This is a genomic window from Mesorhizobium sp. M2A.F.Ca.ET.043.05.1.1 (genome assembly GCF_003952445.1).
In the GTDB taxonomy this organism is placed as follows: Bacteria; Pseudomonadota; Alphaproteobacteria; order Rhizobiales; family Rhizobiaceae; genus Mesorhizobium.
Map to the genome: position 1 here is coordinate 2,164,264 of NZ_CP034446.1, position 26,511 is coordinate 2,190,774.

The 26,511-nt window shown below is 64.4% G+C and carries 22 protein-coding genes and 1 pseudogene; 18 read left to right on the plus strand and 5 right to left on the minus strand.

The window, feature by feature from the left end; genetic code table 11:
• Positions 1 to 182: 182 nt before the first annotated feature.
• The 6 genes from EJ069_RS10500 to EJ069_RS10530 all read left to right on the plus strand — a co-directional run bounded on the left by EJ069_RS10500 (position 183) and on the right by EJ069_RS10530 (position 7,177).
• Positions 183 to 611 carry an NUDIX domain-containing protein gene (locus EJ069_RS10500; RefSeq protein WP_245456496.1) on the plus strand — a complete coding sequence of 143 codons (429 nt, stop codon included), beginning with the start codon at positions 183 to 185 and terminating at the stop codon, positions 609 to 611.
• Positions 608 to 1,582, plus strand: coding sequence for a GlxA family transcriptional regulator (locus tag EJ069_RS10505; RefSeq protein ID WP_126061217.1), 975 nt, complete (start codon positions 608 to 610; stop codon positions 1,580 to 1,582). The genes EJ069_RS10500 and EJ069_RS10505 overlap by 4 nt, the downstream gene beginning before the upstream one ends.
• 323 nt (positions 1,583 to 1,905) lie before the next feature.
• Positions 1,906 to 3,201, plus strand: coding sequence for a Xaa-Pro peptidase family protein (locus EJ069_RS10510; protein WP_126061218.1), 1,296 nt, complete (start codon positions 1,906 to 1,908; stop codon positions 3,199 to 3,201).
• Positions 3,202 to 3,523: 322 nt separating this feature from the next.
• Positions 3,524 to 4,201, plus strand: a complete 678-nt coding sequence (locus tag EJ069_RS10520) for an isochorismatase family protein (protein ID WP_126061219.1) — start codon at positions 3,524 to 3,526, stop codon at positions 4,199 to 4,201.
• 5 nt (positions 4,202 to 4,206) lie between these two features.
• Positions 4,207 to 5,175: an alpha/beta hydrolase gene (locus EJ069_RS10525; protein WP_126061220.1), complete on the plus strand. Its 969-nt coding sequence runs from the start codon at positions 4,207 to 4,209 to the stop codon at positions 5,173 to 5,175.
• Between the two features lie 361 nt (positions 5,176 to 5,536).
• Positions 5,537 to 7,177 (plus strand): ABC transporter substrate-binding protein, encoded by a 1,641-nt coding sequence (locus EJ069_RS10530; protein ID WP_126061221.1) that lies wholly within the window; start codon positions 5,537 to 5,539, stop codon positions 7,175 to 7,177.
• Between the two features lie 69 nt (positions 7,178 to 7,246).
• On the opposite strand, the gene EJ069_RS10535 is transcribed toward EJ069_RS10530, so the two are convergent.
• A complete protein-coding gene (locus tag EJ069_RS10535; RefSeq protein WP_126061222.1) occupies positions 7,247 to 8,323 on the minus strand; it encodes a LacI family DNA-binding transcriptional regulator in 1,077 nt (358 codons plus the stop codon).
• Positions 8,324 to 8,516: 193 nt separating this feature from the next.
• On the opposite strand from EJ069_RS10535, the pseudogene EJ069_RS10540 reads away from it, so the two are divergent.
• The 4 genes and pseudogenes from EJ069_RS10540 to EJ069_RS10555 all read left to right on the plus strand — a co-directional run bounded on the left by EJ069_RS10540 (position 8,517) and on the right by EJ069_RS10555 (position 13,942).
• Positions 8,517 to 9,351: pseudogene (locus tag EJ069_RS10540) on the plus strand (ABC transporter substrate-binding protein).
• Between the two features lie 104 nt (positions 9,352 to 9,455).
• Entirely contained in the window at positions 9,456 to 10,970 is a 1,515-nt protein-coding gene (locus tag EJ069_RS33730; protein ID WP_126061223.1) for an amino acid ABC transporter permease/ATP-binding protein, read from the plus strand.
• Between the two features lie 76 nt (positions 10,971 to 11,046).
• Positions 11,047 to 12,171, plus strand: coding sequence for an FAD-binding oxidoreductase (locus tag EJ069_RS10550; RefSeq protein ID WP_126064680.1), 1,125 nt, complete (start codon positions 11,047 to 11,049; stop codon positions 12,169 to 12,171).
• An 85-nt stretch (positions 12,172 to 12,256) separates the two neighbouring features.
• On the plus strand, positions 12,257 to 13,942 hold the full coding sequence (locus tag EJ069_RS10555) for a hypothetical protein (RefSeq protein WP_126061224.1): 1,686 nt from the start codon (positions 12,257 to 12,259) through the stop codon (positions 13,940 to 13,942).
• A gap of 30 nt (positions 13,943 to 13,972) precedes the next feature.
• Here the strand turns inward: EJ069_RS10555 and EJ069_RS10560 are convergent, their stop codons facing one another.
• A complete protein-coding gene (locus EJ069_RS10560) occupies positions 13,973 to 14,755 on the minus strand; it encodes a hypothetical protein (protein ID WP_126061225.1) in 783 nt (260 codons plus the stop codon).
• A 149-nt stretch (positions 14,756 to 14,904) separates the two neighbouring features.
• On the opposite strand from EJ069_RS10560, the gene EJ069_RS10565 reads away from it, so the two are divergent.
• Genes EJ069_RS10565 through EJ069_RS10595 form a run of 7 tightly spaced genes read left to right on the plus strand, consistent with a single transcriptional unit; the run spans position 14,905 to position 21,229 of the window.
• Positions 14,905 to 15,531, plus strand: coding sequence for a DUF4129 domain-containing protein (locus tag EJ069_RS10565; protein ID WP_126061226.1), 627 nt, complete (start codon positions 14,905 to 14,907; stop codon positions 15,529 to 15,531).
• Positions 15,528 to 16,742: a DUF4350 domain-containing protein gene (locus EJ069_RS10570; protein WP_126061227.1), complete on the plus strand. Its 1,215-nt coding sequence runs from the start codon at positions 15,528 to 15,530 to the stop codon at positions 16,740 to 16,742. Before EJ069_RS10565 ends, EJ069_RS10570 begins: the two co-directional genes overlap by 4 nt.
• On the plus strand, positions 16,729 to 17,685 hold the full coding sequence (locus EJ069_RS10575) for a MoxR family ATPase (protein WP_126061228.1): 957 nt from the start codon (positions 16,729 to 16,731) through the stop codon (positions 17,683 to 17,685). Before EJ069_RS10570 ends, EJ069_RS10575 begins: the two co-directional genes overlap by 14 nt.
• Positions 17,682 to 18,986 (plus strand): DUF58 domain-containing protein, encoded by a 1,305-nt coding sequence (locus EJ069_RS10580; protein ID WP_126061229.1) that lies wholly within the window; start codon positions 17,682 to 17,684, stop codon positions 18,984 to 18,986. Before EJ069_RS10575 ends, EJ069_RS10580 begins: the two co-directional genes overlap by 4 nt.
• Positions 18,983 to 19,999, plus strand: coding sequence for a stage II sporulation protein M (locus tag EJ069_RS10585; RefSeq protein ID WP_126061230.1), 1,017 nt, complete (start codon positions 18,983 to 18,985; stop codon positions 19,997 to 19,999). Before EJ069_RS10580 ends, EJ069_RS10585 begins: the two co-directional genes overlap by 4 nt.
• Complete coding sequence (locus tag EJ069_RS10590) at positions 19,986 to 20,864, plus strand: RDD family protein (protein ID WP_126061231.1); 879 nt, start codon at positions 19,986 to 19,988, stop codon at positions 20,862 to 20,864. The genes EJ069_RS10585 and EJ069_RS10590 overlap by 14 nt, the downstream gene beginning before the upstream one ends.
• Before the next feature lie 14 nt (positions 20,865 to 20,878).
• Positions 20,879 to 21,229: a hypothetical protein gene (locus EJ069_RS10595; RefSeq protein ID WP_126061232.1), complete on the plus strand. Its 351-nt coding sequence runs from the start codon at positions 20,879 to 20,881 to the stop codon at positions 21,227 to 21,229.
• A gap of 6 nt (positions 21,230 to 21,235) precedes the next feature.
• On the opposite strand, the gene EJ069_RS10600 is transcribed toward EJ069_RS10595, so the two are convergent.
• Positions 21,236 to 21,922 carry a D-lyxose/D-mannose family sugar isomerase gene (locus tag EJ069_RS10600; RefSeq protein ID WP_041011546.1) on the minus strand — a complete coding sequence of 229 codons (687 nt, stop codon included), beginning with the start codon at positions 21,920 to 21,922 and terminating at the stop codon, positions 21,236 to 21,238.
• A gap of 209 nt (positions 21,923 to 22,131) precedes the next feature.
• Between EJ069_RS10600 and EJ069_RS10605 the strand changes: the two genes are divergently transcribed.
• Entirely contained in the window at positions 22,132 to 23,190 is a 1,059-nt protein-coding gene (locus tag EJ069_RS10605) for a D-TA family PLP-dependent enzyme (protein WP_126061233.1), read from the plus strand.
• A gap of 217 nt (positions 23,191 to 23,407) precedes the next feature.
• On the opposite strand, the gene EJ069_RS10610 is transcribed toward EJ069_RS10605, so the two are convergent.
• On the minus strand, positions 23,408 to 24,187 hold the full coding sequence (locus tag EJ069_RS10610) for a heme ABC transporter permease (RefSeq protein ID WP_126061234.1): 780 nt from the start codon (positions 24,185 to 24,187) through the stop codon (positions 23,408 to 23,410).
• A gap of 198 nt (positions 24,188 to 24,385) precedes the next feature.
• Positions 24,386 to 26,155, minus strand: a complete 1,770-nt coding sequence (locus EJ069_RS10620; RefSeq protein ID WP_126061235.1) for a glucan ABC transporter ATP-binding protein/ permease — start codon at positions 26,153 to 26,155, stop codon at positions 24,386 to 24,388.
• Positions 26,156 to 26,511: the final 356 nt, after the last annotated feature.

Genomic DNA, 26,511 nt, shown 5'->3' on the forward strand with positions numbered 1-26,511 from the left:
TCCTTGCTCCTTCGTACGCCTTATGTACGTCGCATCGGCGTACAGGTCAAGAAAGTTGCATAACAGCAAGCTGCGGCGGTTGCCGCAAACTTCCTGGTCGTTTCTCCGTTGCAAGGGCGCGCCCGTGCCCGATACACTCCGACCTCTCTGCCACCAAAACCGCCGCGAGGAAACAGCCTGTCGTGACCTCCAGCCATTCCGGAACAGTGACGACCAGGACAATCCGCATCGCCGCCGCGGTGATCCGCGACGAAGGCGGCAGGCTGCTGCTGGTGCGCAAGCGCGGCACAAAAGCCTTCATGCAGGCCGGCGGCAAGATCGAGCCGTGTGAGTTGCCCCCCGCAGCCCTGGCGCGCGAATTGCGCGAGGAACTGGGCATCGTCGTCGATCCGGGCGCTGCCTCGCATCTCGGCGTGTTTTCGGCGCCAGCCGCCAACGAGCCGGACGCCCGTGTCGAGGCCGAGCTGTTCGAGCTCTCCATCACCGGCGAGCCGATCCCGGCGGCGGAGATCGAGGAGATGATCTGGCTTAACCCGGCGCTGGCGAGCGGCATGGACCTGGCGCCGCTGACCGCCGATATCGTCCTGCCGCGTTACGGCCGCCAGCCATGAGTTTACGCAATGTGGAAAAACAGCCGGGCGGAGCGCCTCTCACCTTCGCGGTGCTGGTCTTTCCCGGCTTTCCGATGATGGCGTTTTCGTCCGTTATCGAGCCGCTGCGCGCCGTCAACATCCTTGCCAAGCGCGACTGCTACCGCTGGGTCATCGTCGGCGCCGATCCGGGCACGGTCGAAGCCTCCAATGGCGTCGTCATCCAGCCCGGCTTTTGCGCGGCGGACGCACCGAAGGTCGACCGCATCGTGGTGTGCTCCGGTGGCGATGCCGACCATGTCGTGGCCGACGAGGCGATGAGCTGGATCCGCAAGAGCCTGCGCGGCGGCGCTCATATCGGCGCGGTCGCGGACGCTGCCTTCTTCCTTGCCCGCGCCGGCCTGCTCGACGGTCATGCCTGCACCTTGCACTGGACCAGCCAGCCCGCCTTCACCGAGGCATTCCCGGATATTGAGCTTCGGCGCGATCTCTTCGTCATCGACCGCAAGCGTTTCACCTCGGCCGGCGGCGTCGGCAGTCTCGACATGATGCTGGAGATCATCACGCGCGACTGTGGCGCCGAGCTCGCGGCGGGTGTCGCCGAATGGTTCGTGCACAGTCCACTGCGCTCCAGCGTCGACCGCAAGCTTATGCCGCTCAGGCTGCGCACCGGGGTGCAGAACGAGCTGGTTCTATCGGCCATCGCCATCATGGAGGATGCGGTCGAGGAGCGGCTCGGCATGGCGGAACTTGCGGAGCGGCTCGGCGTGTCGCCCGACAAGCTCGAGCGCAATTTCCGCGCCGAGCTGGATATCTCGCCCAACGGCTATTACCGGCGGCTCAGGCTGAAGCGGGCGGCCGACCTTTTGGCGCATTCGACGCTGATGGTGCGCGATGTCGCGCTGGCCTGCGGGTTTGCGTCGATGTCCAGTTTTGCCCGGGCGTTTCGCGAGGAGCATGGGCACGCGCCGAAGGCGATGAGGAGGCATTAGGTAGAGTTAGCGCGACTCCACGTAACAGTCGTCATCTTAGGGCGAAGCGACGCGCAGCGGAGCGGAGACCCTAGGATCCATGCCGGGACTCGCGAGCGTCTCGGCGGTGCAGAATCGACAGCGCCATGCCCAGCGAGGATTTTCTGCCGTGGCGCTCTCCGGTCGAGGTAGCGGAATGGATTTTAGGGTCTGCGCGCGTCGCTTCGCTCCTTGCTTCGCCCTAGAATGACGAGGTTGTGATGCGGCACTCAGCATAACATTTGCGGAATTCCGCACAGCGATCTTATAGCGTCCGGCTATGTTCTTCCCATCAGGAGGCCGCCATGAGCATCGTCGTATTCGATCCCGACAGCACCGAGGATGTGGACTTCAAGGACCGCATGCGCCACTCGGCCGCGGCTGATCCCGCGGGCGGCATGTGGCTCTCCGACACCGAGCCGTCCTTCATCGATGCGGATGCTCTGCGTAAGGGACGCCTTACCAAGCTGCGCGCATGGATGCGCGAGGCGGGTTATGGCGGCGTCGTTTTGTTCGATCCTTACAACCAGCGCTACGCCACCGGTTCGCGCAACATGTTCGGCTATTTCCTGCGCAATTCGACGCGCTACTTCTTCATTCCGACCGAAGGGCCGATCGTGCTCTTCGAATATCCGCAGAGCTACCATGTCTCGATGGTGCTCGACACGATCGACGAGGCGCGGCCATCCAAGCTGGTCTGGTCATCGGTGTCCGGCCGCGACGACGAAACCGCCGGCCCCTTCGCCGACGAAATCACCGAGCTTCTCAAGAAGCATGGCGGCGGCTCGATGAAGCTCGGGCTCGACCGCTGCAGCCACCTGCAGGCGCTGGCGCTGGAAAAACGCGGCTGCGAGGTCCGGGACTGCCAGGGCGAGATTTTGGCGGTGCGCGCGGTAAAGACGCCCGAGGAAGTAAAATGCCTGCAAGCATCGATGGCCGGCGCCGAAGCCGCGGTGGCTGCGGTGCGCGAGGCGATCAAGCCCGGCGTTTCCGAAAACGAGCTGTTCGCCATCATGTATCACGAAGTGATCCGTCAGGGCGGCGAGTTCATCGAGACCCGGCTGCTTACCTCCGGGCAGCGCACCAACCCATGGTTCAACGAAGCGAGCGGGCGCAAGATCAGGCCGGGCGAACTGGTCGCGCTCGATACGGACACGATCGGCTGCTACGGCTATTATTCCGACTTCTCGCGCACCTTCCGCTGCGGCCCCGGCAAGCCCACCCCCTATCAGAAATCGCTCTACCGCATGGCGCACGACCAGGTGCAGCACAATATCGGCATCGTGAAGCCCGGCATGGCTTTCCGCGAGATCGCCGAGAAGGCATGGAAAATCCCGGATCGTTTCGTCGACCAGCGCTACACATCGGTGATGCATGGCGTCGGCATGCATGGCGAGACGCCTTTCATCGCCCACTCGATGGACTACGAGACCTATGGCCGCGACGGCATCATCGTGCCGGGCATGGTGGTGAGCGTGGAAAGCTATATCGGCGAGAAAGGCGGCCGCGAGGGCGTCAAGCTCGAGGACGAGATTCTCATCACCGAGACCGGGACGGAGCTGCTCTCGCGGTTTCCTTATGAAGACGAGTTTTTAGAATGAGCGGTTTGATGCCGATACGTTCTGTTGGCGCCGCTCATACGTTGTCACAGGCGTCCGAGATTGGCTGCAGCACTCATGTCGTCGTCATCCTAGGGCGAAGCAAGGAGCGAAGCGACGCGGCGCAGACCCTAGGATCCATTCCGTTACGTCGGAGCGCCGCAACGGTGCAGAATTCTGTTAGGCCGCGCTCTTCGATCAAGGTAACGGAATGGATTCCAGGGTCTTCGCGACGCCGCTTCGCGGCTGCTTCGCCCTGGAATGACGAAGCTGATAAGCTGCGGCACATTCCGACGCGCCGCGGCACCTCTTCGAGAGCATACGCATGAAAACGCCCATTTCCATCCGACGCGGCACGGTCGCCGCGGTGTTCATCGATCTCCAGGAGGAGCATCGCAAGGACAAACGCTATCTGGTCGAGGGGTTTGCCGACATCCTCGCCAATGTGCAGCGCCTGCAGGAGGCGGCGCGGCGCAATTTCGTGCCGCTCCATCACTGGGCCTATATCGTCGACCTCGCGGCGGCGCGGCCTTTCCACCCTGTGGACGAAAGCGGCAAGTCGGCCTTCTCCGATAAGGACGATCCGCTGACGGCGATCTGCCATGAAGTGGCGCCGCGGAACAGCGAAGCCATGCTGGTCAAGCAGGAAGCGAGCGCCTTCGGCAAGAACGATTTTGCCGACAAGCTCAAGGCCTCCGGCATCGAATGGCTGGTGATTGCCGGCGTCTGGACCGAGGCCTGCATCGACGCCACGGTGAAGGATGCGGTGGCGCTTGGTTTCCGCGTGCTGCTGGTCAAGGACGCCTGCGGCAGCGCAAGTGCCGCCATGCACCAGACCGGCATCCTAAACCTCGCCAATCGTCTCTATGGCGGTGCCGTCACCAACACGCTCGACGCCTGCCGGCTAATGGCCGGCGACACGGTCAATGTGTGGCAGGTCGAGGGTTCGGTGCCGCTGCGCTTCACCTTCGAGAACGCGGCGCGGCTCTACGCCGAGCTCTGACGGTAGTGGCTGGCAACGCAACCGATCCGGCGAGCCGCGGCAAATATGCCGATCGGCTCGACCCGGAGCTTTGGGAATACATCGACAAGGTCAACAGTTGGTACCCGCCGGAGATCGTTGCGGCACCGATCGCCGAGCAGCGCGCGGTCTATGACCGGATGTGCGAGGCGTTTCACCAAGGCCGTCCCGAGGGTGTGACCACCAGTGACGGCATCGTCGCTACCGCGGCGCATGCGATCCCGGTCCGCCGCTATCGCATGGAGGGTAAGCCGGCGGCGATCGTCGTCTACTATCACGGCGGCGGGTTCGTGCTCGGCGACCTCGACAGCCATGACGACATCTGCGCCGAGATCTGCGCCGGCACTGGATTCGAGGTGGTCTCGGCCGACTACCGGCTGGCGCCGGAACATCTGCATCCGGCTTCCTTCAACGACGCGCTGGCCGTGTTCGACTGGGTCGCCGCGACCAGTGGGCTGCCGATCGTGCTTTGCGGCGAGAGCGCCGGCGGCAATCTCGCCGCTGCGGTGGCGCAGGCGACGCGGCGGCATCAACGGCACGCCGTTGGCCAGATGCTGATCTATCCCGGCCTGGGCAGCGACGAGACCGGGCGCTCCTATGTCGAGCATGCCGAAGCGCCGCTGCTGACGCTCGCCGACATCGAGTTCTACCGGCGCGTCCGGTCCGCGCCCGGGCAGTCACCCGACGACCCAACGTTCTCGCCGCTCACGGATCGTGACTTTTCCAGACTGCCGCCGACGATCATCGCCACCGCCGAATGCGACCCGCTGTCGTCGGACGGAGAGGCCTATCGCGACCGGATTGTTGCCGCTGGCGGACAAGCGTGGTGCCGCGAGGAGAAGCGGCTGGTGCACTCCTTCCTGCGCGCCCGCCCGACGGTGCCGCGCGCGGCGGAGGCGTTTGGGCGGATTGTTGCGGATATCGGCGCGCTCGGACGGGGCGAGTGGCCGTATTGAACGGCGCTCCCCCTCACCCAGCCTCCGCATCGCTCGGCTGACCTCTCCCCAAGGGGAGAGGAGCCTGTCAGCGCCGGCGCGAACCTCTTCTCCCCTCGGGGAGAAGGTGGCCGCGAAGCGGCCGGATGAGGGGGCGACGCCGTCTGAGTCAACTTAGCCTGCGGAACAGCGCACAAGAACTGCGGAAAACCAAACATTTCGCCGCGGAAAGCGGACCTATCATTCCCTCGCAGGCAACGGCGCCCTGGCGGTCGCATCCGCCCCGCGCCTGGCAATCCCGGGGCGACCGTTGGCTCGTGCAAGTCGTTGCCCCAACAGACCGCCGCGCGGGCAACGTGCGCCAACAACAGAGGGAACGACGATGAAATTCATGCTGACCGACAGGAAACTGCACCCGCGCGCGGAGCCCACCGCCAATGACCTCAAGAAAGGCGCGATCAGCCGGCGCGAATACATGGCCTTGATGGCCGGTTTCGGCGTCAGCGCCGCCGGCGCGATGGCGCTGGGCGGGATCGCCCCCTCGCCTGCCCGCGCCGCCGAGCCGAAAAAGGGCGGCGTGCTGCGCGTCGCGATGAACGTCAAGGGGTTCAAGGATCCGCGCACCTTCGATGGCGTCGAGATGTCGAATGTCGCGCGCCAGTGCAACGAATATCTGGTGCGCTGGAACACCGATTTTTCCTTCGAACCCTGGCTCTTGGAAAGCTGGGAGACCAGCGACGACGCCAAGACGATCACGCTTCACATGCGCAAGGGCATCACCTGGTCGAATGGCGACACATTCAACGCCGACGATGTGATCCACAATCTCAACCGCTGGTGCGACGCCTCGGTCGCCGGCAATTCGGTCGCGGCGCGCATGGGCGCGCTGGTCAATGCCGACACCAAGAAGCCGGTCGACGGCGGCATCCAGAAGGTCGACGACTACACCGTCAAGCTCAACCTGCCGAAGCCCGACATCTCGCTGATCGCCGGCATGGCTGACTATCCGGCGCTGATCATGCACCGCTCCTATGAGGGCGATGCCGATCCGAAGAAGGCCTTGGCCATCACCACCGGCCCCTGCGAGCTGGTGAGCTGGGACGCCGAGACCGGCGCCGAGGTGAAGCGCAAGGACAAGCCCTGGTGGAAGGGCGAGTTCCATCTCGACGGCATCAAATGGGTCGATTACGGCTCCGACCCCAACGCCATGCTGTCGGCCTTCGAATCCGGCGAGATCGACACCGACCACGAGACCGCGTCGGATGCCGTCTCGCAGACCGACAAGATGGGCCTGCAGAATTCCGAGATCGCCACCGGCTCGACCATCGTGGCGCGCTTCAATGTCGCCAACGCGCCCTATGACGACATCAAGCTGCGCCGCGCCGCCCAGCTTGCCGTCGACAATGCGGCGGTGCTGAAGCTCGGCCTCGACGGCCGAGGCAAACCCGCCGACAACCACCATGTCGGCCCGATGCATCCGGAATTCGCCGACATCGGCCCGGCCAAACGCGACGTCGACCAGGCGAAGAAGCTGATGTCGGAATCCGGCAAGGCCGACCACGAATATGAGCTGATCTCGGTCGACATCGAATGGCAAAAGAGCACCGCGGACGCGATCGCGGCGCAAATCCGCGAGGCGGGCTTCAAGATCAAGCGCACCGTGCTGCCGGCAGCGACCTTCTGGAACGACTGGAGCAAGTTCCCCTACTCCTGCACCGAATGGCTCGGCCGCCCGCTCGGCGTCCAGGTGCTGGCCTTGGCCTATAAATCGGGCGCGGCCTGGAACGAAAGCGCCTATTCGAACAAGGAGTTCGACGAGCTTCTCGACAAGGCGCTTGCGACGCCGGACGCCGCGGCGCGCAAAGAGATCATGGCCAAGATCGAGACCAATTTGCGCGACAGCGGCATCATCATCCAGCCCTACTGGCGCTCGGTCTACCGCACCTATCGCAAGGGCGTGCAAGGCTGCGAACAGCACCAGGCGCTCGAGCAGCATTTCGAAAAGGTGTGGCTGGAGTCCTGAGCCTCCCAGGACCGAGGCGGCCGGCGCGACCCTCCAGTCGCGTCGGCCGGTTTGTGGCGGCCTGCACAGTCAGGATTGATCGTCCGGCTGGCGCAGGGGAGCACCTACTGACATCCGCTCAATGATCGTCGTCGGCAGGACTATGCTTTCAGGGGGCCGATCATCACCTTTCAGGCGGCGGATCAGAAGCTCCGCCGCCGATTTTCCGAGTGCATAGACCGGCTGATCGATCACGGTGATCGGCGGCGTCGTCACGCTGGTCCAGTCGGCATCGTGGAACGTGACTAGCGATATGTCCCGCGGAATGCCGAGGCCGCATTCCCGGATCGCCTTGAAGAGATCGAGCGCCACGACGCTGTCGGAGGCCAGGATTGCAGTTGGCCTGTCGGCGCTCCCGAGCATCTCCAGCAGCAGGGCATGGGACCTCTCCGATCGGCTGCTGCCGAAATGAATATTGCGCTCCGCATTCTCGATGTCGGCTTCGCGGCAGGCTTCGAGGAAGCCCAGGATACGCTCCCGCACCGTGGAAGTATTGATCCTTGAAGCGGCACCGCGAAAATCCCCCGACAACACCGCGGCGGTGACATAGGCGATCCTACGGTGCCCGGCTTGGGTCAGCATGCGGGTCGCGCGTAGCGCAGCGTTGCGATCATCCACCGTTACCGTGTCGACATCCAGCTCCGGCAGTGCCCGATCGAGCAGCGCCAGCGGGCAGGAAATCTCCCTAAGGTGGGCGATGTCTGCAGCCTGGGCGGGCGTGACGATCAGCCCGTCGACCTGCTTTGCCAGGAGCACGCGTATGGCGCTCTTTTCCGCTTCGACCTCCTCACCCGAGTTGGCCAGAATGACGTTGATGCCCGACAACCTTGCGACATCGCTTATGCCGCGCACCGCGAGCGAGAAGAAAGGGTTCTCGATGTCGCCGACGACGACCCCGATACTACCCGAACGGCCGGTCGTCATGCTGCGCGCCAGCTCGTTCGGCCGATAGCCCAGCGCCTTGGCCGCCTCCAACACGGCCGCGTGCACTGACTGACTGACGCGGCCATAGCCGCCCAGGACGCGCGCAGCGGTCGCCTTCGAAACCTTCGCCTCCCGGGCAACGTCGCTGACAGTGATAGAGGAAATCTTGGGCGGACGCTTCATTGTGGAAAAATCGCTCTTCAAATTCGTTGACGGATGCTCGTCGTCGTGCCTACAAATGTCAAGAGACCGGTCTCATCCGCATTTGAGACCGGTCTCATAACAAGAAGAACGCCCCATGGCGTCGATCGCAGGCCGTACAGAAATTGTTCGCTGTGCCCCCCGCACGGACCGATCTTGAGAGTGGAGAACAACCATGCACATCAGACGTCTTTTCATTTCAAGCCGACGTCAGCGCGTCGGCGCCTTCATCTTAGCAGTCGCGCTTGCCGTCCTATCGCTGCCAAAGGCGTGGGCGACGGATAATCCCTACAATCTCATAGATCCAAGACGATCAGCGTCGGCACGATGGGAGATGCCAAGCCTTATGCCTTCACCACTGCCGACGGCAAGTTCACGGGGTTCGATCTCGAATTCTTCCTGAACGTGGTAGGTCGGATGGGCTTCAAGCCGGACCAGGTGACCTTCACCGGCCAGGAATTCTCGGCGCTGATGCCATCGGTCGCCAACCAGCGCTTCGACGTCGCGGTCGCCGCGATCGGAACGACCGAGCAGCGCAAGAAGACCGTCGATTTCTCGGACGGCTATCTCGCCGGATATCTGTCGGTGCTGACGTCGGACCCCAAGATCACTTCCGCCGACGGCCTTGCCGGCAAGCGGCTCGGTGTGGTCCAGGGGACGCTGCAGGAGATTTATGCCACCAAGAATTTCAAGAACACGGACCTGGTGAAGTTCCCAGACAACAACTCGGCCATCGCCGCGCTCAACAACGGCACGATCGACGGTCACTTCCTCGACTATGAAGCCGCCAAACAATATGGCGAGCGCTATCCGAGCCTGAAGATCGCCGTCAACATCCCGTCGTTTGACGCACCCGCCGGTTTTGTGGTGCGCAAGGGCAACGACGCGTTCCGCGAGGCGCTCAACAAGGGCATCCACGAAGCCATGCAGGACGGTACCTGGCGGACCTCTACCAGAAATGGTTCCCCGGATCGCCGATGCCGGATCAATACCTCCCCAAGAAGAACTGACCCGAACTCGGCCGCCGGTGCGAACGCCGGCGGCCATTCCCTTGGCAGACGGCAAATGACCGGCCGAGCGGCCATTTGCGCCGCCTCGCAATGCAGGATGACGAATGGACTGGCTCGCAAATCTTCAACGGAGCTTCTTCGACTGGGACGCGATGGCATCGGTGCTGCCGTCGTTGCTCACTGTCGGGCTGAAGAACACGCTGATCCTCGCCGCGGCCTCGACAGTGCTCGGCATCCTGATCGGCATGGTGCTCGCCGTGATGGGCATCTCGCGCTCTGCCTGGCTGCGCATTCCGGCACGCGTCTATACTGACATCTTTCGCGGTCTCCCGGCCATCCTCACCATCCTCTTGATCGGCCAGGGCTTCGCCCGGATCGGGCGCGAGATCTTCGGCCCCTCGCCCTACCCGCTCGGCATCCTGGCGCTCAGCCTGATTGCAGGCGCCTATATCGGGGAGATTTTCCGCTCCGGTATCCAGAGCGTCGAAAGCGGCCAGATGGAGGCCTGCCGCGCGCTCAGCATGAGCTACAGCCAGGGCATGCGGCTGATCGTAGTTCCACAGGGCATACGCCGCGTGCTTCCCGCGCTGGTCAACCAGTTCATCGGCAACGTCAAGGATTCCAGCCTCGTCTATTTTCTCGGCCTGCTGGCCTCAGAACGCGAGATCTTCCGCATCGGCCAGGACCAGGCGGTCGTCACCGGCAATCTGTCGCCCCTGCTTCTGGCCGGCATGTTCTACCTCATCATCACCGTGCCGCTGACCCACGTCGTCAACACCATCGACAACCGCTTGCGCCTCGGCAAGCAGAAGCCGGGCGGCGTGGTCAGCGGGTTGGTTGAGGTCGGCGAGTTGAAGGACACCGCCTCGCCGGGCGCGGCGCGGCCAACGATCAAGGCCGGCAGCCTCGAAGTGAGCGATCTCGACATGGCCTATGGCGAATTGCAGGTCCTGAAGCAAATAAGGCTCAAGGTCGAACCCGGCACTGTCACCTGCGTCATCGGGCCGTCCGGTTCGGGAAAGTCGACGCTGCTGCGCTGCCTCAACCGGCTGGTCGAACCCAAGGCCGGCGACGTGCTGCTCGACGGCCAGAGCATCCTGGCGATGAAACCGGAGATGCTGCGCCGGCGCGTCGGCATGGTCTTCCAGCATTTCAATCTGTTCCCGAACCATACAGCGATCGAGAACGTCATGCTGGCGCTGACCAGGATCAAGGGCGTGCCGGCAAGCCAGGCCAGGCGCACAGCCGAAGCGCGCCTGGTGGAAGTGGGTCTTGCCGCCCGCGCGGGGTACCGTCCGAGCCGCCTTTCGGGCGGCCAGCAACAGCGCGTGGCGATCGCGCGGGCTCTCGCGATGGAGCCCGAGGTCATTCTCTTCGACGAAGTCACCAGCGCGCTCGATCCCGAACTCGTCAAAGGCGTGCTCAACCTGATGGCCGACCTCGCTCGGCGCGGCATGACCATGATCGTCGTGACCCACGAGATGGGATTCGCCCGCAAGGTAGCCGACCAGGTCGCGTTCATGGACGAAGGCCGCATTGTCGAGGTCGGGCCGCCGGCGGAGATCTTCGACCGACCGAAGAGTCAGCGGCTCAAGCAGTTCCTGGCCGAGGTGCTGTGAGGAACGCCGCGCCAGGTGGCCGACGTGCTCAGCCTCCTTCAAACTCAACCCGTTGCGACAATCGAAAGCTGCACAAATGACTGGTAAATCCGCACTCAAGGTCGTCATCATCGGCGGCGGCATCTTTGGCGTATCGACGGCTGTCCATCTCGCCCGGCTTGGCGCGGACACGACGCTCGTCAATGACGGTCCCGTTGCGAATGGGGCATCGTCGCGCTCACTGGCGTGGCTCAATTCGGCGCGAAAGCGCTCGGCAGCATATCACAAGCTGCGTGTTCAAGGCCTTGAGCGCTACAAGGCTTTTGCGGCCAGTCACGATTGCAGCGCCTGGCTGCGGTTCGACGGCGGCCTCACCTGGGACGCCGACAATGCTTCCAATCAGATAGCAGAAATCCACCGGCACGAGCGGTCGATTGGCTACCAGACACAGCTGCTCGCGCCTTCTGAACTCAGCGCTGTCACGCCTGGTGTCGACCTGCGCGCTGTCTCGCCTCAGGGCGCCATCTTCAATGCCGGCGAAGGCTGGGTAGACCTGCCTTCTCTGATCGACTTCCTCTTGAGGGAATTTCGCGAACTTGGCGGGCGCGTGGTAACCGATGCCGGCGCCGCCGAGGTGACGCTCGCCAATGGCCGCGCCAATGGTGTAAGGACCGGCTCCGGCCAGGCGGTTGCTGCCGATGCAGTGGTGGTTGCGACCGGCCCGGCAGTACCGGACATGGCTGCCAAGGTTGGCAGGCGTATCGGCGACGGCACCACGCGTGCGCTCCTCGTCTTCAGCAAGCCGGTCCAGCATCCGCTCCGAGCCGTGCTGAATACGCCGCGCGTCGCCATCCGCCCAACGCCGAACGGCGCCTTCGCGCTGGATTCGGCATGGTCTGAAGAGGAAGTCATCGTGCGCGACGATGGCACATACGAGGCCAAGTCATCCACGATCGCGGGGCTGCTCGAGGAAGCCTCCAAAGTGCTGGAGGGTAATCCGAGGCTTGTCCTGGAGAGCCTTCACATGGGCCCGAAACCAATTCCGGCCGATGGCGAACCGGTCGTCGGCCAGCTGACCGGCATTCCCGGCTATCACGTCGTCTTCAGCCACAGCGGCGCGACACTGGGCCTCGTGGTGGGAGAATTGCTCGCTCATGAGATCGTCAGCGGCACATCCAATGCGTTGCTTGAGCCGTTCCGTCCAGCGCGGTTCGATAGCTGAGAAGCCGTTTGCCAAGCGATTGCCTTTCAGCTCAGATTGCGCTCGACCGGTACCCGCCGGCGCGGAATATGAGAACAGGCAAGGCATGGATCACTTCGACCTCGGCGCCTATCGCCGCCCGATCTCCACATCCTCGGCCGAAACGCAGCGCTGGTTCGATATCGGGCTGAACTGGTGCTACGGCTTCAACCATGAGGAGGGGATCAAATGCTTCGAGAAGGCGCTGGAGAGCGATCCAGCTTGCGCCTTCGTGCATTGGGGCATCGCCTATGCCGCCGGGCCTTTCTACAATCTGACCTGGAAGGAGCATGGCAAGGCCGAGGCCGATCATGCCGCCAGGCGCTGTTTCGAGCATGTGCGGCTGGCGCAAGCCAATGCAGCGAGCGCGAGCGCTGTCGAGCGGCGGCTGATCGAGGCGCTCGGCGCTCGCTTCCAGCAGCCGCATGGCGTGAGCGCCGCCGAATTCGAAAAATGGGACGACGCCTACGCCGCCGCGATGCGGCAGGTTTTTCGCGACTTTCCCGACGATCATGACGTGATGGTGCTGACGGTCGAGGCGCTGATGATGCGCACGGTGCGGCGGCTGTGGAACCTCAAGACCGGCGCGCCGGCACCGAATTCCGATGTTGTCGAGGCGCTTGAGATTTGCGAGCGCTCGATCCGGCTGTCAGATGAGGCAGGCGCCGCGCCGCACCCGGCGGCCCTGCATCTGCATATCCACCTGCTTGAAATGTCGACGCAGCCCGAACGCGGCATGCGCTCGGCGGAGCGGCTGGGCGCGATGTGCCCGGATGCCGGCCATATGAACCATATGCCGGGGCACATTTACGTGCTGTGCGGCGAATATGAGAAGGCCAAGATTGCCAGCGAGAAGGCGGTGCGCGCCAACGACCTCTACCTCGCCTATGCCGGCGAGCCGACCTACTACCTGCTCGGATGCTGCCACGACCTGCATCTGATGATGTTCACCTGCATGTTGCTTGGCCAGTACCGCCCTGCCCTGTGGGCGGCCGACAAGGTGCGCAGCCTGGTGACGCGTGACGTCGTGAGCATCCCCGAGCGGCCGAAGCTGACGCAGACGGTCGAAGGCTATCACGCGATGAAATCGCATGTTCAGGTGCGCTTCGGACGCTGGCGCGAGATCATCGATGAGCCGATGAACGGTGAGCCCGATCTCTATGTGGTGACCACGGCGCTGCAGCACTACGCCAAGGGCGTGGCGCATGCGACGCTGCGCGACTTCGCCTCCGCCGAACATCATCGCGATTTGTTTAACCGGCAAATCGAAAACATTCCGCCGGAGCGCCGCTTCCTCAGCAACCCCACGAAAGCCTCGCTTGTGGTCGGCGCGACACTTCTCGACGGCGAGCTCGCCTATCACCGGGGTCGGCATGACGAGGCCTATGGTCATCTGCGGCGCGCGGTCGAGCTTGACGACAATCTGTCCTACACCGAGCCATGGGCCTGGATGCATCCGCCGCGCCACGCACTGGCGGCGCTGCTACTGGATCAAGGCCACGCGACGGAGGCGGAACAGGTCTATCGCGACGATCTTGGCTTGAGCGGCGCCGTGCAGCGCTGCGCCCAGCACCCAGACAATGTCTGGGCGCTGCACGGGCTAGTCGAATGCCTGAAGCAGCGCGGCGAGAAAGACGAGCTGCCGGGGCTGCAGGCGAAGCTGGCGGCGGCGCTTGTGAAGGCGGATGTGGCGATCACCTCGTCATGCCTGTGCCGGACGAGCGTGCAGGCGGACTGTTGCTGTTGTCACTAGGCGGCTGTCGCTCCTCGACCGTGGCGGCCGCTACGAGAAAATCTCCGCCAGCTCGTCGATGCTTGCCCCTTCCTTCGCCTGGCGGAGTTCGACATAGCTCACCGCCGTGGCGATCGAGAGCACCATCGACACCACGGTCTGCACCAGCGCCGCTCCGATCTCGGCGATGAGGCCGCCGAACAGCACGAGGACGAGCAATATCCCCCACTGGATGATCATCGCGATGATGATCAGAATGAGGAACAGGCCGAACAGCGACCAGCGGCTGCCTTTGGTCAGGGCTCGGCTGCGCGACATAGAACCGAACACGCCTCGCCGTTCCTGGATCAGGACCGGCACCGACATCGACCAGCCGAGCCACAGAACGATGCCGGGCACGATCAGCAGCATCAGGCCGATGCCCGCGCCGAGAGCGACAAGAATACCGATCGCCAGGGTCGGCAGCAGAAAGCGGATCGCAATCTGGACGCAGTCGCCGAAGGACGGCCGCTTGCCGTTGAGGTCCTCGATGGTCGCCCGCACCAGCGCCGATTGCAGCAGAAGCGTGCACACAAATGAAACCAGACCGGCGATGATGGTGATGTAGGAATTGCGAAATGCCGCGCTCGGATCAGGCATGGCACCAGGATCCCTTTGCAGTATCGCGTCGATCTGAGGCTGGGTCGCCATCCGGATCACCAATGTCGGCAGGCCGGCGAACAGCGCCGCCAGCCCCACGCAAAGCCCGATGTTTCGGCCAATGACGGCGAAGGTATTGCTGAATACCCTGCCGATCTCGAACCTGCCGGGTTGTCCCAATGTCGCAGTGGTCATGATAATTTCCCCCGAGTCATCGCTGCATCCAATCGATGACTTCAAAGTAAATTTGCCAAGATTGCGGGGCTGCGTCCAGTGCACTTGCAATTGTCATGGCGTATTGCCAGTGTCGGTTCCGAACCGCAGGTTGCAGGGGAAACGGGCGGGTGACAGCCGCAGGGACGGAAGACGCGGAACGGCTGGCACAGTTGCACAAGCAACTGCTGACTGACGATTCGATCCAGTTCGGGCTGCCGACCTATGTGCGGCCCGAGCCTCCCGAATGGCTGAAGCCGTTGCTGGACGGCTTGGCCAAGCTCGGCCCCTATATGATCTATCTGTTCTGGGGCGCGGTGATCATCGGCGTCGCGATCATCGCTTTTCTGCTCCTGCTTGAAGCCAGAGGCGTCGCTTGGCGCCTGCCCTGGCGGCGCAAGCGCCAGGAGACCGAGGAGAAGGAGGAATGGCGCCCGGACGTGGGTGTCGCCCAGGTCCTGCTCTCCGAAGCAGACGCGCTTGCCGCGCGCGGCGAGTTTGACGAGGCGGTGCATCTTCTGTTGCGCCGCAGCGTCGCCGACATCGCGACCCGCATACCGGACTTCCTGCGACCGTCGCTCACCGCGCGCGACATCGCGGCCGCCGGCTCGATCCCTAGCCGGCCCCGCGCCGCCTTCAGCGAGATCGCCCGCATCGTCGAAGCCGCCCTGTTTGCCCGGCGGCCCGTCGGCGCCGAAGGGTGGCAGCAGGCGCGCGGCGCCTATGAGCGTTTCGCCTTCCGGGACGCCTGGGCATGAGCGCGGCAACGACGGAAACAGTGCAGGAGCCGTTCAGCCGCAAGACGTTGTTCTGGGGCATCTTCGCCAGTCTTCTGGCCGCCGCCGGCTTTTTCCTGCTGTCCACCTATGCGCCCGATTTCCGCCAGCCAGAAGGCGGCGCCACGCCGTTCTCGAAAGGCGGCACCGGTTATGTCGGGCTTGTCGAATGGCTGAAGCTCACCAATGGACAGGCGCCGCCGATGGAGCGCGGCGAGAAGGACCTGGAGTCGCCGCTGGCTTCGACCTTCCTGCTCGTCGTCACCATCGCGCCGGGCAGCGACCCGGCCGCGCTCGATCACCTCATCAAGCTGCGCTCGGGCAAGGACACGCTTTTCGTGTTGCCGAAATGGCAGACCATGCCATTGCTGGGCCGGGACGGTTGGGAAACGAAAATCGAACGGCTGCCGAACTCGGTCGTCAATGACTGGCTCGGCCGCATCGCCAAGGCGAAGCTTGGCGAAGGCAAGCCGACGGTTGACACGATCGATGTCCAAGGCCGCAGGATCGCCGCGCCGGACGAACTGCAATGGGTGGCGGATGATCATCCGCTCATCGCGGCCGGTGACGGCAAAGCCATCCTCACCGAGCTCGATAACGAACCCTTCTACATCCTCACTGATCCCGACTTCATCAACAATGCCGGGCTCAAGGACGAGCAGACGGCAGCCGCGGCGCTCGACATGATCGCCATGCTGGAGCCTGCTAAGGGCGCGGTCATGTTCGACCTGACGCTGCACGGCATCGGCCAGAAATACGATCTCGCCAAGCTTTTGGTCGAACCGCCCTTCCTGGCTTTGACGCTTTCGGTGCTGGTGGCGGCCGCGCTTGCCTTCCTGCACGGGCTCGGCCGCTTCGGGCCGCCGAGGGCGGAAGGCCGCGCCATCGCTTTCGGCAAGCGGGCGCTGGTCGACACCACGGCGACGCTGTTGAGGCGCGCCGGGCGGCTGGAAGGACTTGGCGACCGGTACGCGGCGCTGATGCGGCAGCGCGCCGGCGCGCTGCTTGGCGCGCCGCACGGGCTGCAGGGCGAGGCACTCGACCGCTGGCTCGATTCCCGCGACAAAAGCGAGGCGCACGGCTTCACCCGGCGCTTCCAGGCCGCGAACGAATCCAACAATTTGGCAGCAATGCATGAAGCAGCCGAACAGCTGCATGACTGGACAGCAAGGAGGCTCGGTGAACGTCGATAAAGTGAAGGCCCTGGCGAACGCGATCAGGGAAGAAGTGGCGAAAGCGATCACCGGCCAGCACGACACGGTCGACCTGATGCTGACGGCGCTGTTTGCCGGCGGCCATATCCTGCTCGAAGGCCCGCCGGGCACCGCCAAGACCATGACCGCGCGCTGCTTTGCGCAGGCGCTGGGCGTCGCCTATGGCCGCATCCAGTTCACGCCCGACCTGATGCCAGGCGACATCGTCGGCGCCAACATCTACAATTTCCAGACCGGGCAGTTTACGCTGACGCGCGGCCCGATCTTCTGTGACCTTTTGCTCGCCGACGAAATCAATCGCACGCCGCCGAAGACGCAGGCCGCCCTGCTTGAAGCCATGCAGGAACACGCCGTCACCTTCGACGGCACCACGCATTCGCTAGGGCAGAATTTCATGGTGGTGGCAACGCAGAACCCGATCGAGCATCAGGGTGTCTATCCGCTGCCCGAGGCTCAGCTCGACCGCTTCCTGTTCAAGCACCGGGTAAGCTATCCGGACCTCGCGGAAGAGCGCGCCATCATCGTCAACCACGGCGGCGGCTCGGCCTCGCACGACATCGGCCAATACGGCATCAGGGCGCAGACCGACCGCAGGACGCTGGAAGCCGCACTTGCCACCGTCGGCGACGTCACGCTGGTCGGCGATGTCGTCGGCTACATCGCGGCGCTGGTGCGCGGCACGCGCGAAAGCCCTGACCTGGAGGTGGGCGCCAGCCCTCGCGCGGGCGCCATGCTGGCGAGAGCCGCGCGCGCCAGGGCGGCGCTCGACGGCCGCAACTATGTCATCCCGGACGACGTCAAGGCTCTGGCCGTGCCGGCGCTGCGCCACCGCGTCGTGCTTTCGCCGGCCGCTCAGATCGACGGGCGGCTGGTCGAGCAGATCGTCTCCGACCTCGTCGACCACACGGAAGCGCCGCGTTGATCTATCCGAGCGGGCGAGCGGTCTGGGCAGCAGCGGCGGGGGCGATCCCCGCCTTCCTGATCGCGCTCGCGCTGCCTTCTGTCTGGTATCTCGGCCTGTTGTGGGTCTGCCTGCTGCTTGCCTTCCTGGCGGTGGACGCGGCGGCCGGCAGAGGCCGCGCCTCGCTCGATGCGGTGCTGACGGCGCCGCCCCAGGTCGGCATCGGCGGGCGCTTCACGCTGCACATCGCGGCCGGTGTCGGGGCAAAGTTGCGGCGCCTGGAGGCGCGCATCGGGCATGACCAGCGGGTTCAGCCGGTCGCCGGCACAGGCGGTGCGCTGCCGGCCAATGGCGGCACGCTCGACCTCGAATTCGAGGCCATCCGGCGCGGCATCGCCAGTTTCGACCGACTGTGGCTGCGCTGGCAGGGCCCGTTCGGGCTGGTGTGGAATCAGGTCACATTGCCGGTCGACCGCAAGGTCGCGGTGCTGCCCAACGTCAACAGCGCGCGCGACGAGGCGATCACGCTCTTGCAGCGTTCTGCCCTTGCCGACGGCCATGCGCAGAAGCGCGCTGGACAGGGCCGCGAGTTCGAGGCGCTGAAGGACTACCAGCCCGGCATGGGCCGGCGCATGATCGACTGGAAGCGCAGCGCCCGCCACGGCAAGCTTCTGGCGCGCGAGTTCCGGATCGAGGAAAACAACAACATCGTTCTGGCGATCGACAGCGGCCGGCTGATGTGCGAGCCGGTCGACGGCGTGCCGAAGGTCGACCGGGCAGTGACGGCCGCACTCCTGTCGGCCTTCATCGCGCTCAAGGGTGGGGATCTCGTCAGCCTGTTCTCCTTCGATGCCCGGCCGCGCGTCTCCAGCGGCGCGGTGCGGGGCTCGCCCAGCTTCACCATGATCCAGAAGCGCGCCGCCGAGATCGACTATTCGACCGAAGAGACCAATTTCACCCTGGCGCTGACCACGCTGTCAGCCAAGCTTGATCGGCGCTCGCTGGTCATCGTCTTCACCGATTTCGTCGACCCGATCAGCGCCGAATTGATGCTGCGCACCGTCGGCCGGCTGACCGAGCGGCATCTGGTGCTGTTCATGCTGATGCGGGACGTGGAGCTCGAAACGCTGGCCGACATGGCGCCGGCGGCGCCAGAGGATGTCGCCCGCTCCGTCACCGCCGGTGATCTCCTGAAGCAGCGGCAGGTGGTGATCGGCAGGCTCAGGCTGCTCGGCGCGCATGTCATCGAGGCCGACCATCAGCGGCTCGGCCCCGCGCTGGTCGAACGCTATATCCAGCTCAAGGAGGGGAACCTTCTATGACGCTCGCCGCCGGCACCGATGCGGTGCGCCAGTCGCTGGCGAGCTTCCGCCAGGAGCGCGAGGCCGACTGGAAAGCCTTCGAGGCGCTGTTGGCGCGGGTCGAGAAACGCGCGCCGCGCGCACTGTCGGAAGACGAATTGTTGTCGCTCCCCCTACTCTACCGCTCGGCGCTGTCCTCGCTTTCAGTGGCGCGCGCGACATCGCTCGACAGCGCGCTGATCGCCTATCTCGAGGCGCTGTGCCTGCGCGGCTACTTCTACCTCTACGGCGCGCGGCGCTCCTTGCGGACGCGCATCGGCGACTTCTTCCTGCACGATTGGCCGGCGGCGATCCGCGATCTGTGGCGCGAGGTGTGGACGTCGGTCGCCCTCACGGCGATCGGCGCGATCGCCGGCTATTGGCTGGTCGCCTCCGACAAGCGCTGGTACGACGCCATCATCGCGCCGAGTCTGGCGGGCGGGCGCAATCCGGACTCCTCGGCCGAGACGCTGCGCGGCGTGCTTTACGGCGGCGGCGACCATTTCCTGTCGGGATTCGCCGCCTATCTCTTCACCCACAACACGCAGGTCTCGATCCTGGCGTTTGCGCTGGGTTTCGCCTTTGCCGTGCCGAGCGTCCTGATCATCCTGATGAATGGCTGCATGCTCGGCGCCATTTTCCAGATCTATGCCGCCAAGGGCCTGGGTTTCGAGCTCGGCGGCTGGCTTTCGATCCATGGCACGACGGAGCTGTTCGCCATCGCCATCGCGGGTGCTGCGGGCATGCGCATCGGCACCAGCATCGCCTTTCCCGGCGAACTGACCCGGATGGCGGCTGCCGCCCGGGCCGGACGCGTCGCGGCGACCGCCATGATCGGCGTCACGGTGATGCTGCTTTTCGCCGGATTGCTGGAGGGCGTCGGCCGGCAGACGATCACCGGCGACATCGTCCGCTATTCGATCGGCGGCGGCATGCTCGCCTTATGGATCTGCTATTTCTACCTGTTCCGGATGGTGCGGCATGGCGACCGCTAGGACAGCGAAGGTCAAGAACCCGGCGGCATTGATCCGCCCGCTTGTCACGCCGGAGGGCGTCGACCTGCGCGTGAAACTGGCGGATGCCGGCACCCGGGCTTCCGGATTCCTGCTCGACGTGGTGATCATCGTCGTGGCGGCAATCGTGGTCAGCCTCGTCGCGCTGTTCGGCCTTGGCGGGCTTGGCGTGCAAGATGCCGAGCCGCTGTTCATCGTCTGGATCATCTTCATCTTCTTCCTGCGCAACGTCTATTTCATCGCCTTCGAGGCGGGACGTCGGGCAGCCACACCGGGCAAGCGCATGGTTGGCGTGAGGGTCGCGTCGCGCAGCGGCGCCGGCCTCACGCTGGACCAGGTCATCGCGCGCAACCTGATGCGCGAGATCGAGGTTTTCCTGCCGCTTTCGATCCTCGCCGCGCGCGCCAGCGCGGATGTCGCCGACACGCTGTCGACCATTTTCGGCCTGGTGTGGGCGCTGCTGTTCTCGCTGTTCCCGCTGTTCAACCGCGACCGGCTGAGGATCGGCGACCTGCTCGCCGGCACCTGGGTGGTCGAGGCGCCGAAAGTGGCGCTGGTCGAGGACCTTTCATTGCGAAAGGACCCGATTGCCTCCCGCTTCCAGTTCAGCCCCGTGCAGCTCGACGCCTATGGCATCGCCGAGTTGCAGAAGCTCGAGGAAGTGCTGCGCCGCGACGATCATTCCGCGCTCAAGGCGGTGGCGGAGACGATCGCCCGCAAGATCGGCGCCAGGGTCGAACCGGTCGATTCAAAGGCTTTCCTCACCGCCTATTACGGCGAGCTGCGCGCGCATCTGGAACGCAAGCTGCTGCTGGGCAACCGCAAGGCGGATAAGTACGCGCGGTAGATCGGAGTTCCAGCGTGCGCGCCAAGATCAGCGAAGCAGAAGAAGCCAGGATCAACCGCGCCATTCAGGCCGCTGTTTCCGGATCCTGGAACGAATTTGCCAAACTCACCGACGCTCCGTTCTCAAACGATGCGTCGATGAGAGAGCAGTTTGAGGATTCGTCCCAGCGCCTTCAGCAAGCCGCCGGGAATTGGAAGGTGAGCTCAGAAGTGGGTATCGTGTCTGATGGGACGCGCCTGATCACTACGCGGATCGAGAGCCCGCCCTCCGTGGATATTATCCTCTCCCTCCACAGCACGAATGACCGAGACGACAGTACAATCAATGTCTGGACGTTCTATCAGCAGCTGAACTGGGTCGACTAACCCCGCCTACCCCACCCATTTCTCATAGTCCGACACCAGCAGGTGCAGCGGCGCGACGTCCTCGTCGATGTTGGAGAAGCGGCCGATCGGCTCGCGGAAGACGTTGTCGGTGAGGTCGTCATTGACGGTGGAAACCTCGCCGATCAGCACATCCTTGCCCTCGGCCCAGAAGGCGTGCCAGACGCCGGGCAAAAGCGTGACGCTCTGGCCGGGATCGAGCTTCAGGAGCCCGCCGGCCGGCAACCTGGTGATGGTGCCGTCGACCGGCACCGACACTTCGGCCTTCGGGTCGATGCCGCCGTCGCGGTCATGCATGAAGAGTTCCAGCACCAGCTTGCCGCCGCCGCGGTTGATGATGTCCTCGGCCTTGATGTTGTGGCGGTGCATCGGCGAGAGCTGGTCCTTGCGCGAGATCATGATCTTTTCGGCATAGAGCATGCCCATGCCGAGCTTCATGTCCTCGTAGCGGCCGTTGCGCACGGTGAACAGGAACAGGCCGAGCTCGTCGAACTTCTCCTGGCCGTAGTCGGTGATGTCCCAGCCGAGGCGCGAGGTGAAGATGGCGGAAGAGTCGGCCTTGTGCGCCTTCATCTCTTCCGGCGACCAATAGGCGAAGGGCGGCATGATATAGCCGAAGGAGCGGATGAAGGCGTCGGCTTCGCGGATGATGTCGTTGATCTTGGAGCGCTTCATGATGGTTCTCCTCCGGCCGATGCCTTGCTGAAATCTGACCATCCGAATAGCCCAATGCCGGTCGGCTGTCGACGCAAACCCGCTGTTCTGGCCCCGTGACATCCGTTCGGATCGGGACCATAAACCCAGCCGGACTTTTCGATTTTGCGCATGTCTTTGTCCAGAAACCGGATCCCGCTCTCGGGAGACATGCTTTGAATGGTGATTTCATGCCAAGCATAGACGACCTCGACACGCCGGCGATCCTGATCGATGCGGCCCGTGCCGAAGCCAACATCAAAAAAGCGCAGGCGCATGCCGACGCCCACGGGCTGAAGCTGCGGCCGCACATCAAGACGCACAAGCTGCCCTACTGGGCGAAGAAGCAGGTCGCGGCGGGCGCGGTCGGCATCACCTGCCAGAAGATCGGCGAGGCCGAAGTGATGGCCGATGCGGGGCTTGAGGATATTTTTCTGCCCTACAACATCCTTGGCCGCGCCAAGCTGGAGCGGCTGAAGGCGCTGCATGGGCGCGTCACGCTCTCGGTGACGGCGGACAGCCATGAGACGCTGGAAGGCCTTGCCGCCACCTTCACCGATGCCGGTCATCCGCTGCAGGTGCTGGTCGAGTGCGACACCGGCATGGGCCGCTGCGGCGTGCAGAGCCCGGCCGATGCGGTGGCGCTTGCGAAGGTAATCGACCAGGCCAAGGGCCTCGCCTTCGGCGGGCTGATGACCTATCCGGCGGCCGGCCGCGCGGCGCAAGCCGAGGCCTGGCTGAAAAGCGGGCACGACGCGCTTGCCGCGGCGGGGCTCGAATGCGTGCGCGTCTCCAGCGGCGGCACGCCGGATATGTGGCGCTCCGGCGAGAACAGCATCGTCACCGAATACCGGCCCGGCACCTATATCTACCTCGACCGCTACCAGGTCGCCAAAGGCGTCGGCACGCTCGAGGACTGCGCGTTGACGGTGCTTGCCACCGTCGTTAGCCACCCGACGCCGACCCGCGCCATCCTCGACTCAGGCAGCAAGGCGCTGTCGTCCGACACGCTCGGCCTGCCGGAGTTCGGCGAACTGCTCGGCATGCCCGGCGCCCTCGTGACCGGTTTGAGCGAAGAGCATGGCACCGTCACGCTTGCCGACGGCGCCGCCTTGCGCATCGGTGAGCGGGTGCGCGTCGTTCCGGATCATTGCTGCGTGGTGACGAATTTGTTCGACCAGGTGCATCTGATCGACGGCGACAAGGTGCTGGAAACGCTGCCAGTGGCGGCGCGAGGGAAGATGGGGTGAAGCGCGCCTTTCCCTTCTCCCCTTGTGGGAGAAGGTGGATCGGCGCGCAGCGCCGAGACGGATGAGGGGTGTTCCAGGGAACGCCAACGTCTCACTCCGCTGGAACACCCCTCATCCGGCCGCTTCGCGGCCCCGGCCCGGCCCTTCGCAGGCTCAGGGCGTTCGAAGCTCGAAAAGCCAAGCAGTTGGCTTTTCGTCCGCTAACGCGGACCGCTTCTCACCCCACAAGGGGAGAAGGGGGAGCCTTCTCAGCCTGCCTTGCCGCCACTCTCCGCATCGCCGTCACCCGCCGCCTGAATATCTCCGTGCGCATCACCATCAGATGCAGGGCGAAGAACAGCACCGTGAAACCCAGCGCCATTACGGCCAGCGGCCATAACATCGACGGGTCGATGGTCGGGCCGCCGAGGCGGAAGACGGAGGCCGGCTGGTGCAGCGTGTTCCACCAGTCGACCGAGAACTTGATGATGGGGATGTTGATGAAGCCGACCAGCGTGATGATGGCCGCCGCCCAGGCGGCGCGGCCGGCGTCATCCAGCGCGCGGGTCAGCGCGATGATGCCGAGATACATCAGGAAAAGCACGAAGACAGAGGTCAGCCGCGCGTCCCATACCCACCAGGTGCCCCACATCGGCTTGCCCCAGATGGAGCCGGTGATCAGCGCCAGCGCGGTGAAGGTGGCACCGATCGGGGCCGCCGATTTGAGCGCAACATCGGCCAGCGGATGGCGCCAGACCAGCGTGCCCAGCGCCGAGATCGCCATGATCGTGTAGCACATCATGGCCAGCCAGGCGAAAGGCACGTGGATATACATGATGCGCACGGTGATGCCCTGCTGGAAATCCTCCGGCGCGGTGAAGCTCATATAGAGGCCCACGCCAAGCAGGATGGCCGCGACCGCCGCCAGCCACGGAATGAGCTTGTCGGCCAGCCCGACGAAGCGCGTCGGGTTGGCGAGATCGATCCAGCCGGAAAAGCGTGAAGTGGTGTCGCTCATAGCGACCTAAATAGACCCGCAGTGGGTTTGGGGCAATTCCCCTTCTCCCCTTGTGGGAGAAGGTGTCGCCGAAGGCGACGGATGAGGGGTGCTCCAGGGAAAGCCGGCGTCTCGCTCCGCTGGAACACCCCTCATCCGTCTCGGCGCTGCGCGCCGATCCACCTTCTCCCACAAGGGGAGAAGGAGGAGCGCTGTACTTTACGCCGCTTCCGTCACCGGACGGCTGAGACGGCGGACCTCTTCGTCGTTGAGCAGGCCGCCGGCGCGCAGCAGGGCGGCGAAGCGGCCGTTGCGCAGCGACAGCTCGGTGAAGCCGCCCATCTCGACCACCTTGCCCTTGTCCATGAAGACGACGAGGTCGGCGTCGCGGACCGTGGTCAGGCGGTGGGCGATGATGAAGGTCGTGCGGTTGCGGCGCAGCTCGTCGATCGCTTCCTTGACACGGTCCTCGGTCTCGACGTCGAGCGCGCTGGTCGCCTCGTCGAGCACCAGGATCGGCGCATCCTTCAGCACGGCGCGGGCGATGGCGATACGCTGGCGCTCGCCGCCCGAAAGCTGGCCCCCGCGCTCGCCGACGACGGTGTCGTAGCCGCTGCTCTTGGCCAGGATGAAGTCCTGCGCGGCGGCCGCATTGGCCGCGGCGTGCACTTCGTCATTGCTCGCATCGGCGCGGCCGACGCGGATGTTGTCCTCGATAGAGCGGTTGAGCAGGCCGGCGTCCTGGAAGACGGTGGCGATCGAGTGCCGCAGCGACTTGCGGGTCACGGTCCTGGTGTCGATGCCGTCGATCAGGATACGACCGCTGGACGGCGTGAAGACCCGCTGCAGCAGATTGATCAGCGTCGTCTTGCCAGCGCCGGTCGGGCCGACGATGGCGACCGTCTGGCCAGCCTGGACCTCGAACGAGACGTCCTCGATGCCGTGGCCCGAATTGGCGAACTCGAAGCTGACGTCCTCGAAGCGCACATGGCCGGTGACGTTGGTGAGCTCGCGCAGGCCGTCCGGCTCGATGGTCTCGGCAGCCGAGTCCTCAAGGCGGTAGAAATCCTCGAGCTTGGCGCGGGCCTCGGAAATCTGGGTGGTGAAAGCCGACATCTGGTCGAGACGGGCGATCAGCATCCCGGCAAAGCCGGTGAAGGCGACGACGTCGCCGACGCGGAGCTGGCCACGGGTGACGAGATAGGCGCCGATCGACAGCACGATCATCATCGAGATGGTCGACGACAGGCGGTTCAGCGCATTTGCGATCGCCCACCAGTCGAGCACAGGGTTCTGCGCGTCGAGCAGGTCCTTGACGTAACGCTTCAGCGTCGCGGTCTCGTGGCCGATGCGGTTGTAGCTCTGCAGCACGGCGACATTGCTGACGCTGTCCGACACATGCGCAAAGACGGTGTGGTAGTGGCGCTCGACGGCGGTCTGCCCCGCCTTGGTGCGGCGCATGACGATACGGCCGATGCCGACATAGAGAATGCCGAGGCCGAGCAGCACGACGGACATGCGAATGTCCATGGCAAGCGCGGTCGGCACCAGCAGAACCAGCGCGATGGCCGTCGACAAATGCACGCGCATGAATTCGAGCCACAGGCTGAACAGGGTCTCGACGGCGCGAAGAAGCGTGTGCAGCGAATTGGACGTGCCGCGCTGGTGATGCCAGGCAAGCGGCATGGTGATCACGCGCTCGAAGGACTGGCACAGCACTTCCGAGCGGCGGGCATGGGCGAACCGGTCGGCGCCGCGCGCCACCAGCACGAAGGCAATGACGTTGAAAGCACCAAGCGCGGCCCACACGGCGAGCGTCGAAAACACAGGGCCTTTCTCGGAGATGGCTCCGATCACCCTGCCCAGCAGGATCGGCTCGAGGATCGCAATCGCGGCGAGCGCGACGTTGGCGCCGCAAATCAGCGCGACGCGCTTCTTGTCGGCCGCCAGATAACCCAGCGCTCTAAAGTAGATCTGCAGAAGTGACACTTCAGCTACTCCGCCAAACTCTTGTTTGTGCTCAATGCCCGAATTGTGCACCGCACCATTTTGTGACACGTAACGGTAAACGTGTCGCGAAACAATGCGTCGTCTATCCCTTCCGTTCCCATTTAGCGAACAAAAGATGACGACGGTACGAAATCTGACGTGATCACCTAACGGTTTGAGATAAAAGGTGAAATGTCAGCCTTGCGGCAAAATAGTGGCACTTGCTCCCCGCTGCCACATTTTTAATCACAGCCTGCTTGCTTAGCCTGCCCTAAAGGAAGGCGCGCGATGGAGTGCGGCAACCGCGCCAAGTAAAAAACGGCGATCGGCCGCGCACCCCGAGGGATGCGCGGCCG